This window comes from Butyricicoccus intestinisimiae, assembly GCF_018918345.1.
Taxonomy (GTDB): domain Bacteria; phylum Bacillota; class Clostridia; order Oscillospirales; family Butyricicoccaceae; genus Butyricicoccus_A; species Butyricicoccus_A intestinisimiae.
In genome coordinates, this window is sequence record NZ_JAHLQI010000006.1 from 101,440 (window position 1) to 114,140 (window position 12,701).

The 12,701-nt window shown below is 50.6% G+C and carries 9 protein-coding genes and 1 riboswitch; of the genes, 6 read left to right on the top strand and 3 right to left on the bottom strand.

Features of this window, described 5'->3' with window-relative positions:
• Window positions 1–97 precede the first annotated feature (97 nt).
• Window positions 98–177, top strand: a riboswitch (ZMP/ZTP riboswitch).
• Window positions 178–265: 88 nt separating this feature from the next.
• Together pflB and pflA are read left to right on the top strand one after the other, a co-directional pair.
• Window positions 266–2,518 carry a formate C-acetyltransferase gene (gene pflB / locus KQI75_RS11080; protein WP_216470862.1) on the top strand — a complete coding sequence of 751 codons (2,253 nt, stop codon included), beginning with the start codon at window positions 266–268 and terminating at the stop codon, window positions 2,516–2,518.
• Between the two features lie 106 nt (window positions 2,519–2,624).
• Window positions 2,625–3,356 (top strand): pyruvate formate-lyase-activating protein, encoded by a 732-nt coding sequence (gene pflA, locus KQI75_RS11085; RefSeq protein ID WP_216470863.1) that lies wholly within the window; start codon window positions 2,625–2,627, stop codon window positions 3,354–3,356.
• Between the two features lies 1 nt (window position 3,357).
• On the opposite strand, the gene KQI75_RS11090 is transcribed toward pflA, so the two are convergent.
• Window positions 3,358–3,804 (bottom strand): S24/S26 family peptidase, encoded by a 447-nt coding sequence (locus tag KQI75_RS11090; protein WP_216470864.1) that lies wholly within the window; start codon window positions 3,802–3,804, stop codon window positions 3,358–3,360.
• A 9-nt stretch (window positions 3,805–3,813) separates the two neighbouring features.
• Window positions 3,814–4,581 carry a tyrosine-protein phosphatase gene (locus tag KQI75_RS11095; RefSeq protein ID WP_216470865.1) on the bottom strand — a complete coding sequence of 256 codons (768 nt, stop codon included), beginning with the start codon at window positions 4,579–4,581 and terminating at the stop codon, window positions 3,814–3,816.
• A 159-nt stretch (window positions 4,582–4,740) separates the two neighbouring features.
• Here KQI75_RS11095 and KQI75_RS11100 point away from each other — a divergent pair, with 159 nt between their 5' ends.
• Window positions 4,741–6,528, top strand: a complete 1,788-nt coding sequence (locus tag KQI75_RS11100; protein ID WP_216470866.1) for an ABC transporter ATP-binding protein — start codon at window positions 4,741–4,743, stop codon at window positions 6,526–6,528.
• A 52-nt stretch (window positions 6,529–6,580) separates the two neighbouring features.
• Here KQI75_RS11100 and fliB read toward each other — a convergent pair whose 3' ends face one another.
• A complete protein-coding gene (gene fliB, locus KQI75_RS11105; RefSeq protein WP_216470867.1) occupies window positions 6,581–7,654 on the bottom strand; it encodes a flagellin lysine-N-methylase in 1,074 nt (357 codons plus the stop codon).
• Window positions 7,655–7,805: 151 nt separating this feature from the next.
• On the opposite strand from fliB, the gene KQI75_RS11110 reads away from it, so the two are divergent.
• The 3 genes from KQI75_RS11110 (at window position 7,806) to KQI75_RS11120 (ending at window position 12,515) form a co-directional block, all read left to right on the top strand.
• Complete coding sequence (locus KQI75_RS11110) at window positions 7,806–8,096, top strand: putative quinol monooxygenase (protein ID WP_216470868.1); 291 nt, start codon at window positions 7,806–7,808, stop codon at window positions 8,094–8,096.
• 317 nt (window positions 8,097–8,413) lie between these two features.
• Complete coding sequence (locus KQI75_RS11115) at window positions 8,414–11,974, top strand: S-layer homology domain-containing protein (protein ID WP_216470869.1); 3,561 nt, start codon at window positions 8,414–8,416, stop codon at window positions 11,972–11,974.
• Window positions 11,975–12,092: 118 nt separating this feature from the next.
• The gene (locus KQI75_RS11120; RefSeq protein ID WP_216470870.1) at window positions 12,093–12,515 is read left to right on the top strand and encodes a MarR family winged helix-turn-helix transcriptional regulator; all 423 of its coding nucleotides are present in this window, start codon (window positions 12,093–12,095) and stop codon (window positions 12,513–12,515) included.
• Window positions 12,516–12,701 lie beyond the last annotated feature (186 nt).

Genomic DNA, 12,701 nt, shown 5'->3' on the forward strand with positions numbered 1-12,701 from the left:
TAGTTAAAGCTAATGAACAAAATGCACAGCGCGGCGGCGCTGCGGGAAAATGTTTGAAAAAGGGTATTGACTTTTCTCGCGGACATCGGTATGATAACAGTGTTCATACAACTGACGGAAGTGGAATCACCACATGGAGTATGAATCGCTGTTTTGCCGACCGTCTGGGCATTGTTTACGCTTGGAAGGGCGGATTTTTTATGCAAAAAATTCGCATTTTCCGTATTCAAAAACACATATCTGACTGAAAAAAGGAGAAACGACCATGGTTGATTTCGAACAGTGGGAAGGTTTTGAAGGACGTATCTGGAAGGAAGAAGTAAACGTAAGAGACTTCATCCAGAAAAACTACCAGCCGTATGACGGCGATGAGGCTTTTTTGGCAGACGCTACCGAGGCGACCGATAAGCTGTGGGGCGCGCTGCAGAAGCTGCAGAAGCAGGAGCGCGCAAAGGACGGCGTGCTCGACATGGAGACAGAGATTGTTTCCAGCCTGACGGCGTATGGACCGGGATACATTGATGAAAACTTGAAGGATCTCGAGCAGATCGTCGGTCTGCAGACGGATAAGCCGCTCAAGCGCGCGTTTATGCCGTACGGCGGCATCAAGATGGCAGAACAGGCGTGCACGACCTATGGCTATCAGCCGTCCGAAAAGCTGCATGAGATTTTTACCAAGTATTGCCGCACGCACAATCAGGCGGTATTTGAAGCATATACACCGGAAATGAAAAAGGCGCGTCACACACATATTGTGACCGGCCTGCCGGATACATACGGACGCGGCCGCATCGTCGGTGACTATCGCCGCGTGGCGCTGTACGGCATTGATTTCCTGATTGAACAGAAGGAATTGGACAAGTCCAACGTGGGCGACGGTGTGATGACCGATGATGTCATTCGCCTGCGCGAGGAAGTTGCTCGCCAGATCAACGCGCTCAAGGGCATGAAGGAAATGGCGAAGATTTACGGCTATGATATTTCCAAGCCGGCAAAGAACGCCAAGGAAGCGTGCCAGTGGCTGTATTTTGGCTACCTCGCTGCCATCAAGACACAGAACGGCGCTGCCATGAGTGTCGGCCGCATCTCGACCTTCTTGGACATTTACATCCAGCGCGATCTGGACGCAGGCATCCTGACAGAGACCGAGGCACAGGAACTGATTGACCATCTGACCATGAAGTTCCGCATGGTTAAGTTTGCGCGCATTCCGTCGTATAATCAGCTGTTCTCCGGCGATCCGGTTTGGGCAACGCTGGAAGTGGCAGGCATCGGCATGGACGGTCGTTCGATGGTAACCAAGAACGACTTCCGTTTCCTGCATACACTGGAAAACATGGGTCCGGCTCCGGAGCCGAATCTTACAGTTCTGTATTCGTCCGCTCTGCCGGAGACCTTTAAGAAGTACGCATCCAAGATTTCGATTGCTACCAGCTCGGTACAGTATGAGAATGATGATGTCATGAAGCCGGTTTGGGGCGATGACTACTCGATCTGCTGCTGTGTATCCGCAACGCAGACGGGCAAGGAAATGCAGTTCTTTGGCGCCCGCGCCAACCTCGGCAAGTGCTTGCTGTATGCGCTCAATGGCGGTGTAGATGAAAAGTTCTTTGAGCAGGTCGGTCCGGCATACGCTCCGGTCACCAGCGAATATCTGGACTATGACGATGTCATGAAGAAGTTCGTTCCGATGCTGGATTGGCTGGCAGGCCTGTACGTCAACATCCTGAACCTGATTCAGTACATGCATGACAAGTATTATTATGAAGAAGCAGAGATGGCGCTGATTGATACCGATGTTCGCCGTACGTTCGCAACCGGTATTGCAGGCTTCTCGCATGTCATTGACTCGCTGAGTGCGATCAAGTACGCAAAGGTGAAGGCACTTCGTGACGAGCACGGTCTGATTACAGACTTTGAAATCGAAGGCGACTTCCCGAAGTACGGCAATGACGATGACCGCGCCGATGACATTGGTATTTGGCTGCTCAAGACCTTCCTCGAGATGGTCAAGCGCCGTCATACCTACCGCAATTCTGAGGCAACGACTTCGATTCTGACCATCACATCCAATCTGGTTTACGGCAAGTTCACCGGTGCTATGCCGGACGGTCGCAAGGCTTGGACGCCGTTCGCGCCGGGCGCAAACCCGTCTTATGGTGCAGAACAGAACGGCCTGCTGGCGTCTCTGAACTCGGTGGCAAAGCTGCCGTATCATTGGGCACTGGATGGCATCTCCAACACCCAGACCATCAATCCGGATGCACTGGGACATGAGCCGCAGGAACGCATCGGCAATCTGGTGCAGGTTATGGATGGCTATTTTGATCAGGGTGCACACCACCTGAACGTCAATGTATTCGGCACAGAAAAGCTGATTGACGCGATGGAGCATCCGGAAAAGGAAGAGTACGCCAACTTTACGATTCGTGTATCCGGCTATGCCGTTAAGTTCATCGACTTGACGCGGGAGCAGCAGCTGGATGTTATTGCAAGAACCTGCCATAAGGTGATGTAATCCATACGATTGACAACAAATAGAAATGATGTATGCTGGTTTCTGCGGGAGGGAGCGCGCCTCCCTCCCGTGGGAGTCAGCATTTTTTGCAGAAAGGAGACAAATCATGAGCCAGACAGGCTATGTGCATTCTTTGGAGACCTTCGGTCTTGTGGATGGTCCAGGTGTTCGGTTTATTGTTTTTTTGCAGGGATGTCAGCTGCGCTGCCGATACTGCCATAATCCGGAAACATGGCAGTGCGGTGTCGGGCAGCCGTGGACGGCGGACAAGCTGTTTCAGCGCGCGTATCGCTATCACAATTATTGGAAAAACAACGGCGGCATTACCGTCAGCGGCGGAGAACCGCTGCTGCAAATGGAATTTGTGACGGAATTTTTCCAAAAGGCAAAGAAAAAAGGCGTCCACACAGCATTGGACACTGCGGGACAGCCATTTTCTATGGAACCAGAGTTTTTACAGAAATTCGATGCACTCATGGAAGTCACGGATCTCGTGATTTTGGATCTCAAAGAAATTGAGGACGATAAGCACCGCGCATTGACCGGCAAAACCAATCAGAACATTTTACAGATGGCAACCTATCTGTCCGACCACGGAAAGCCGATGTGGATTCGTCATGTGCTTGTTCCGGGACTAACAGACGATCCGGAAGGCTTGAAAAAGACCGGCGCATTTATCGCCGGTCTGCGCACGGTAGAACGCGTAGAGATACTGCCGTATCACACACTGGGTCTGTTCAAGTGGGAAAAGCTCGGCATTCCGTACACGTTGGAGGGCGTGCGCCCGCCGTCTGAACAAGAAAAGAAGCAGGCGGAAGAGCTGCTCGGCATTAAATAAGTTATCGGTGCAGAAAAATGCTGTATAGCCTGAGCAGCACGCGCCGCAGGGGAAGCAACGTCAGCCAAGGTCCGGCGAAAAATTTCCACCAGAAATTGGATGCGTTAATCCATATGCCCTTGCGCTGCACTTGCACAACAACCGCGAATATTTGCTCCGGTGCAATCGGACCCTCTAGCAGCTGCTGTGCATCGCCGACGAGATAGCAGCCCTCCGGCCCAACGCGTGCAATGCGGTGCATGACATATTGTCCGGTTTCGCGCTGATAAAATACCATATCTCCGCGCCGAAACGGTCTGTCCGGTGCGCGAAAGTAAATGCTGTCGCGCGTGTCAACGAGAAACGGCGCCATGCTGTTTCCGGCAATGCGCACGCTGACGGTTTGACCGGATGCGACGAGCTCGCGCAGCGCGGAAACATAGGTATATGTGTCTAACTGTTTCATCATAGATACCACTCAAAAGAATAGGCCGCGCCTGCGCTCCGGCAGGCTGCCGTGATGTGGAATGTCCCGATCGTATATCATGCGGTCGGGATTTTCAAATAATAGACGGAGCATTTCGCGTTCGCCGTAGGTTTCCAACAGATACTCGATGATGTCGCGCATATGTGTCGTGCGCATCACGGGGCTGTGGGCATCACTGGCAATGCAGGTGGCAAGCCGGTACCGCAGCAGATAATCTGCTGCAATCTGTGCATGTTTGCCGAATTTACCCAAAATGCTGCCCTTGTTGAGCTGCGTAAAACAGCCGAGCTGCAGCCAGTGATAAATCAGCGACGGATAGTCCTGCACGCAGAAATACCGCTCCGGATGGGCGATGACCGGAATCGCACCGACAGATAACATGCCGTCGAGAATATCACCGATAAATTCCGGTGCTTCATCGAAGGCGAATTCCACGAGATAATAGCGGGAGCGGTTGAGACTGAGCAGCGCCCCCGCCTGTATTTTTTCGCACAAATCCTCAGAGGCAAAAATCTCCATGCCGAGATGCAGGGTCAGCGGGATTCCTTCTTCCTGCAGCGCCTGTTGAAGCCGTGAAAATACATGCTTCAAGTGAACAAGATCAAAGTTTTCAAATCGGCCGAGCTGGTTGCTATGCGGGGTGGCAATAATGGTGTCCACGCCGCTTTCCAGCGCAAGTTCTGCCATTTCCAGCGAATCAGAAAGCGTTTGTGAGCCGTCATCCAATCCCGGAAGAATGTGGGTGTGTATGTCAATCATAGAAAGTCCTTTCTAAACGCACTAACCATATCATAGCATAAAAACGCCGAGAGAAAAAGAAAAATGTGACGGTTTACCGCAATATCTGACGGAATACCGGTTGACCCTGCTTTTTTGCAATGCTACAATAAAGCATATCGAAACGAGGGGATGAGAGCAATGCAGTATTCCGGATTCAATAAAATTTTGCGTTCGGTTTTTGTACAGACACTGCTGAATAAATTGGATGACGGCACGTTTTCGGATTTTTTTGAGGATTGGAAATGGATTTTTTCCTACAGCCGAAAATATACAAAGGTTATTATCTGTTATACCATCATCGGTATCATCAGCTCCACGCTGGGATTGGTTTCCTCGGTTGCGAGCAAGTATATGATTGACATTATCACGGGGTATCAGTTTGAAAAGCTGTGGCTGGTCGCGGTCATTATGGTGTCAAGCATGGTTGTGAGCCTGCTGTTTACGAGCTTGGTCAATCGGTATTCGACAAAGCTGTCTATTTATGTCAACAACGATATGCAGGCGGATATTTTTGACCGGATTATTGACGCGGATTGGCTGAGCATCTCACAGTTTGAAAATGGCGATATTCTCAATCGGTTTAATAATGACGTCAATACCGTCGCGAGCAACGCCGTGAGCTGGCTGCCCAATTTGATTATTTATGTATACAGCATCGCTGCAACGCTCGCCGTGATTTTGTATTACGATGCGACCATGGCGCTGATTGCGCTGCTGTCTGCGCCGATTTTGCTGTTGTCCGGCAGATATTTGATGCGGAAAAACAGCGAATACCGCCGGAAGGTGCTGGAGGTCAACAGCAAGTTGATGAACTATGAGGTGGAGACTTTTTACAACTTTGACACCATCAAATCGTTCGGCGTGATGGAACACTACAGCAAGGGGCTGCGAGGCTGGCAGGAGCGATTCAAACAGACCAATTTGGCATATAATTTGTTTACCATCAAGACGAACATCGGCATGTCAGTGCTGTCGGCAGGCGTGTCCTTTCTCGCGTTTGGATATTGCCTGTTTCGGCTGTGGACGGGAGATATTTTGTATGGAACCATGACTCTGTTTTTGGAGCAGCGCTCTAAGCTGTCCAATCAGTTTTCCAATCTGGTGCGCATTATTCCGGGTATGTTAAACAGCGCCGTGTCTGCGCGGCGCATTCGGGAGCTGGTGGAACTGCCGCGCGAAGTACATATGCCGGAACAGTCGGAACGAATGCGGCAGGCCGCACAGCACGGATTTACCGTGCAGCTGGAGCATGTGAATTTTGCCTATATCCAAGAGCACCGTGTCCTGACCGATTCCAACTTTATTGCTTCTCCGGGAGAAATTGTGGCGCTGGTTGGACCGAGCGGAGAGGGAAAGACGACCATGCTGCGCATGATTCTGGGACTGCTGCATCCGAACCAAGGCACGGCTCAGCTGGTCACGCAGGACGGAGAGACCGTGCCGATTCATGCAGACACCCGACGATATTTTTCATACGTGCCGCAGGGAAATACACTGATGTCCGGCACCATCGCGGACAATCTGCGTGTGGTCAAGGAAGATGCAACCGAGGAAGAAATCAAGCAGGCGCTTGAGACTGCGTGCGCATGGGAGTTTGTACAAAAGATGCCGGACGGCATCCACAGCCTGCTCGGCACACGTGGCAGAGGCGTGTCAGAGGGACAGGCACAGCGCATCAGCATTGCGCGTGCAGTGCTGCGAGATGCGCCGATTTTGCTGCTGGATGAGGCAACCAGCGCATTGGATGTCGCAACCGAACGACAGGTGCTGCGCAATATCATGCATCGGCATCCGAATAAGACCTGCATCGTGACCACGCATCGCCCCAGCGTGCTGAACCTGTGTCAGCGCATTTATCGTGTCATTGACACCAAGGTGACACAGCTGGATGAGCAGGCGTCCAATCAAATGGTGCAAGATTTTTAATTTTTACCTGACAAAGAAAACCTGCCGCAGAATTTTCTGGGCAGGTTTTTTGTCAGGTATCGAATATGAAATTGGATAGACATTCGGTATTTTCTTCGTCATATTCGATTTCACGAGAATATGCTTTGCAAATACAGATTTGATCCCAGTGGGACAGCGTTCCGTGCGTCATCCAATGAAAAATATCCAGTACTTGAATGACCGCGGTGCTGATGAGCGCAAACTGTACCTTTTCGCGCACGGCGTCATCATCGCGTGCGTTCATAAAATGGCGATACACAAAATACAGCAGTAATTGGTCATATTCATAGCACTTTTTCTGATAAAATTGCAAAAAAGCCGGACGGGCATGCAGCAGGTCGGAAAGCTGTATTTTGATACAAAGCAGATGGTCTTTCCAATCCGGTCGATTGATTTCCATTTGCAGCAATTGGTCAAAAATCTGCGTCAGGCAGGCTTCGTTCCAAAAAGCCTTTGACCAGCAAAATAAATCTTCCTCTGTCTCGTCTGCCGGAAAGCCGAATACAACGGCGTCATATTGATCCTGCATGGCGCGGGCGGCGCGGTATATCGCATCTGTTTTTTCGTCAAATGAGACGGATGCTTCCGGCTTGATGAGATGAAAGAGCTGTTCGCGCATAGAAAATAGTGTCTGTTCGATGCCGTGCTCTGTTTTTTCGTCTGTATCGGATGTATCCGGCTCTTGAAGAATCTCCCATTGGGGATAGCCGGTTTCCTGCAAAATCAAATGCGCAGCAGCCTCACAGCACAGACCAAGTCCATCCTCTCTGCCGCCGGAGAACCAGCCAAAGTAGCGTGGATGATCCGTACAAATCTGCACCATGTGCTGTTCGCCCAAATGCTTGTAGACTTCGCAGAGATTACAGGCATCGAGCAGCGGACAGCGGTTTTGCTTGTCCATGAAAAAATGCGCGGTTCCGGTCTGCGGTGCGGGAGCGGAAATGCTCGCGCGGAGTTTTTCACCAAAAGAGCCGGAAACCGTTTGGTAATAGGCGAGCGTGTCCGCATCGACCTCGATTTCCCAGCCGATACAGCAGTTGTCCGTGCAGGCTGAGCCAATACAGCGGAAATTTTTATAGTAAGAAGGGCGGCGAATATAGCCCATGTCCATCACCTCGTGCAATTGAATGGTTTTATTATAGCAGATACCGAGAAAAGAAGAAAATTTTTTTCACAGCGCTTTTCTTTTGGCATCATATTCGGTATAATGCGAGTGGGACAAAAAATTCCCGAGACACGACAAGGAGGATATATTTATGATTAAGATTACGGCAAGACAGGTCATCAAGAAAGAATGCATTGCGAAATATCGCGAGCTGACCCGCGAGCTGGTTGCAAAGTCTCAGGCAGAAGAGGGCAACATCTCGTACACATCCAACCAGAGCATCTCGGATGAGCGCGTTCACTGCTTCATCGAATACTGGAAGGATCAGGCAGCGATTGATACGCACAATGCGACCGAGCATTTTCAGCGCATCATTCCGCAGCTGGGCGAGATGTTTGACGAGCCGGAAATTGTCGATCTGTACACTGAGGTAGAATTCTAAGACGCCGCAGATTTTGATGAAAGGCACTGTTCCAATGGAACGGTGTCTTTTCTTTTGTGAACATTTGAAATAAATTCCATGATTTACGAGAAAAATGCACAAAAAATTCAGTAAAAAATTGTGACAAATAGAGTTTTATTTTAAGTTTTGTAAAATTTATTGAATTTTATTTTACAAAGTGTTAAGATGTTTTAACAAATCTATCACAGAATATTCACAAAGAGAGAAAACCTGTGGCAGAAAAACAGCTGTGTGCAGCAGAAAGGAGGATTTTGCACGCAAGAGAACGGATTTCTTTAGAGAGGAGAGAAAGACGAATGAGTAAAGTATTCAAACGAATGCAGGCGATGTTCCTGGCGGTCATCATGATCGTAGGCGTTCTTCCAACGGTTTCTCAGGCGGATGATGTCGGCGCCAAGTTCAAAAACGGCCCGTACCTGCTTGCACCAAAAGAACACAGTATGGTCGTCGTATGGGAAAGCACAGAAAATGTGCCCTCGACCATCGCATATGGCACGGACAAGGAGGCTCTGTGCGATCCAATCTCGGTAAACGTGAACGAAGATGCACCGGATTTTCAGGGAAAAAAGATGAATCTGTTCCATTACAAGCTGGACAATCTGGAGGCTGGCACGCGGTATTACTACGAGGTCAAGCTGGAAAATGGCGAGACCTGCTCTGCGAGCTTCCGGACGCTGAGCAGCGATCCGAGCCAGATTCGCATGATTACCCTGTCTGACTCGCACATTTTTGCGACCAGAAACGAGCTGGATGCGGCGGTCAAGGAGTTTGATCCGGATGTTATGCTGCACTGTGGTGACATGGTAGAAGGCACCGGTGCACAGGCAGAGCAGTTCAGCTTCTGGTTCCAGGGCAAGGCGGACAATGATTTTATCCACAGCTATCCGATTGTGTATTCCAGCGGCAACCATGATCAGGGCGGCGTATACTTTAACACGTATGTATACTCGATTCAGGATCAGGAATACGGCGGAACCGTAGAGGGCGACAGTTCGTTCAACTACGGCGGCATTCACATCATCACGATGAACAGCAACCCGTGGGGTCTGTTCCAGATGAACTCGGAAGCTACCGGCGCACAGGCTGACGAAGCAACGCTCAAGACCATTGAAAACGCCATGAATTGGCTCAAGGCAGATCTGAAAACCGACGCCGCAACCAAGGCGGATTTCCGCATGATTATGATGCACCATCCGGTATCCGATGCATACACCAAGCGGTATATTCCGGACGTCATCGAGCCGGGCAAGGTTGATCTGATGCTTTCCGGTCATACGCACAGCTATGCACGTGCCGTATCTTCCAATCCGGAAGTCGGCGCCGGCACCATTTATCTGACGCATCAGGACGCAAGAACTTATAACAAGAAGGGTGATTTCTTCTATATCACGCGCGATAAGGGTTCTGACGTTCTGAAGGTTGAAAACTACGGCGCAACCGGTGAAGGCGCAGAGAGCAAGCTCGCCAATACCACGCTGGTTGCAAAGGAAAAGCAGCAGCTGAAATGGTCGGATATTTCCATTGAGCCGACAGAAGTTCTGTACAACGGTGAAGTGACAGTCAAGGCAACCGTGACCAACGTGGGCAAGGGACTGGCAGCAGCTGTCATTCCGGTTGACGACAATGGCAAAACACGCTATCTGTATCAGTTTGAGGACGGCATTGTCACGCTGGATCCGGGCAAATCAGCAACTTTGAGCGGAACACTCCGCATGGAATCGCTTGGCAAGCATACGCTGAAGCTGGCTGACAAGACCGCGGATGTCAATGTCACCTATCGCGAGCCGACGGCGGATTATGCCAATGTTCGCATCAAGCAGGGCGATAAGGATGTCAGCGATCCGACCAGCAACGTGCTGCACATCAAGGCAGATGTCAACAACATTGGCAACGATGCAGGTACATTTAACGCAGAATTTAAGGTAAACGGCGAGACCAAGGACAGCAAGCAGTATTCTCTGCAGTCCGGTGAATCCAAGGTGGCAGAGTTCTCGTATACGTTTGACAAAGCAGGCGATTACGAAGTAACCATCGGCAATGCAAAGCCGCAGACCATCACCGTAGAAGGCTCCATTCAGGGTATGCCGGTTGTCAAGGACAAGTCGGGCAACGGCAACAATGCGTATGTTCATGGCCAGCCGGAATACGGCACGGATGACAACGGCAAGCAGACATTGGTTCTGGACGGCAAGCGCGATTATCTGGAAATTCCGGATAGCGGCAGTTATACGCCGAAGGATTCCATGACCGGTATGGTATGGGCAAACCTGCCGAGCGCAGGCACCACCAAGGGCGGCGTTTCTGAGCTGACCGAGCAGTATGTTGATTTGGACGGCAAGGGTGCCATTCCGGATCACAACCCGCTGATGGTCAAGGGCATTGGCCTTGGCTGGGGCACGCCGTACATGTTCCGCATGGCAATTCGTGAAACCGGTAAGGTGACATACGGTGTATGCCTGCAGGACGACAACGGTGAATTCAGCTGGAACGACGGCAGCGACGAAAACTTTGGCATCAAGAAGGACACTTGGGTACAGTACACCAGTGCATTTGATTTCGAGACCGGCGGCGATTCTTATGAGAATGAGCTGCATTCTGCACACGTAGATAAGCCGGCATTCACCGCGCCGATTAAGACGTGGGACGGCGAGCCGATGTACATCGGTCTGGGCTTCAAGAATACCCTGCAGACCAAGCGCAACCGCGGCATGTATCACACCATGCTTCCGGGTGCTGTTTCTCAGGTACGATTCTACACCTCCAAGCTGTCGGAAGATGAAGTGACAGCTGTTCGCAACGATCCGACCGCAGGCGGCGCATCCGCTGACAACATGAAGATCTGGCTGGACTTCGAGAGCAGCAATATTGACACCGCAGGTACGCATACGACAGAATGGGTAGAAATCACCGATGCACCGACCAAGCTGGCTTACAATGCAGCGTTTGCAGGCAAGGCTTCGATTACCGCAACCGTACAGACTTCCGATGACGGCAAGACCGTCAAGGAAGAAAAGAAGGTAGAGCTGGCAAACGGCAGCAGCGCTGCAGATCTGACCGGTATGGCAAAGGCAAAGTATGCCCGCATCATCACCAAGTTTGTATCGGATTTGAACGCAACCGAATCCAGCGTACCGGTTCTCAACGAGTACGCACTGACTGCAGGCGAGACCAAGACTTGGAACACGCTGGTTGATTGGCAGAAGGGCACGTTTGAAGGCGCAGCAGGCCATCAGGACAGCACGGTTTACAAGAACTACGCAAAGGATTATGACGACTACGGCACCGTAGGCGAAGGTCAGGAAGACGAGACCAAGTTTACGGATATTGAGAATCATTGGGCAGAGGATTACATCAAGCGCGCAGAAAAGCTGCATCTGTTTGACGGAACCTCTCCGACGACCTTCTCTCCGGATGTTGCCATGACACGCGGCATGTTTGTCAAGGTGCTGGGCAGCCTGGCAAAGATTGACACCGCAGCATACGCAGGCAAGAGCAAGTTTGCCGACGTCAAGGAAGAGGATTACTTCTGTGCATATGTCAATTGGGCACAGAAAAACGGCATTGTAGCCGGAACCTCTCCGACAACGTTCTCTCCGAATGAAAATATTACGAGAGAACAGACCGCTGTTATGCTGTCCAATTACATGGACTATGCAAAGATCAATCTGCCGGAGTCCGAAGTCTCTGCGTTTGCAGATAACGACCAGATTTCCGCTTATGCAGGCAAGGCAGTGCATAGAATGCACGCAACCGGCCTGATGGTAGGCAGAGGCGATAACATGTTCGTTCCGCAGGGCGAATCCACGAGAGCCGAAATGGCGACCATTCTCGTGCAGTTCTGCGATAAGATCGGATAACATCGCACATTTTCACAGAACGCAGGCACCTTCCCGCTTGGGAGGGTGCCTGTATTCGCGTTGACACGGCTTGGATTCCGTGCTATACTTAGAAAACTAATTGGTTAGAAGGGATTCTATGATCAAGAACGAACATATTTCAAGATATATCGGCATTCTTGCCAATCGTCTGCGCCGTGAAATTGACGCACTGGCGTCGTGCGGAGAGTACAGCGGTGCAGAGGGAAAAATTCTGCATTTTATTTTGGCGCATACGGACAGCGAAATCTTCCAAAAGGATTTGGAGGAGGAATTTGGTATGCGTCCGTCATCGGCGAGTGCGTTGATTAAAAAAATGGAGCAGAATGGACTGATTACCCGCGAGCCGGTTCCGTATGACGGCAGATTCAAACGGATTGTGCCAAGCGAAAAAGCGCTGCAAAATAAAGAAAACGTTCTGCACGGGGTGCAGGCGCTGGAGTCGCGTCTGCTCGACGGCATTTCCAAAGAACAGCAGGAACAATGGCTGGCGATTACCAAAAAAATGATTCAAAACCTGTGATTGCATGCGAGCGCAGGTTTTTATTCGGGATATTACTTAGCTAACTAAGTGAAATGCGTATATACTTTTTTCGGCTCGTCGGCATCATGGCAATTGTCTTTCTCGCGCGCGATTGGGGAGGAATGCCGAGAGAAATCAAATAACAATCAGACAAGACAAATCCCGAAGCCATCCGGTCGGACAGCT

What these genes read in the sequence shown, in the direction of transcription:
- KQI75_RS11100 (WP_216470866.1), top strand. Translation starts at nt 4,741, where the DNA reads ATGCAGTATTCCGGATTCAATAAAATTTTGCGTTCGGTTTTTGTACAG.
- fliB (WP_216470867.1), bottom strand. Translation starts at nt 7,654, where the DNA reads ATGGGCTATATTCGCCGCCCTTCTTACTATAAAAATTTCCGCTGTATT.
- KQI75_RS11115 (WP_216470869.1), top strand. Translation starts at nt 8,414, where the DNA reads ATGAGTAAAGTATTCAAACGAATGCAGGCGATGTTCCTGGCGGTCATC.
- KQI75_RS11120 (WP_216470870.1), top strand. Translation starts at nt 12,093, where the DNA reads ATGATCAAGAACGAACATATTTCAAGATATATCGGCATTCTTGCCAAT.
- KQI75_RS11090 (WP_216470864.1), bottom strand. Translation starts at nt 3,804, where the DNA reads ATGATGAAACAGTTAGACACATATACCTATGTTTCCGCGCTGCGCGAG.
- KQI75_RS11110 (WP_216470868.1), top strand. Translation starts at nt 7,806, where the DNA reads ATGATTAAGATTACGGCAAGACAGGTCATCAAGAAAGAATGCATTGCG.
- pflB (WP_216470862.1), top strand. Translation starts at nt 266, where the DNA reads ATGGTTGATTTCGAACAGTGGGAAGGTTTTGAAGGACGTATCTGGAAG.
- KQI75_RS11095 (WP_216470865.1), bottom strand. Translation starts at nt 4,581, where the DNA reads ATGATTGACATACACACCCACATTCTTCCGGGATTGGATGACGGCTCA.
- pflA (WP_216470863.1), top strand. Translation starts at nt 2,625, where the DNA reads ATGAGCCAGACAGGCTATGTGCATTCTTTGGAGACCTTCGGTCTTGTG.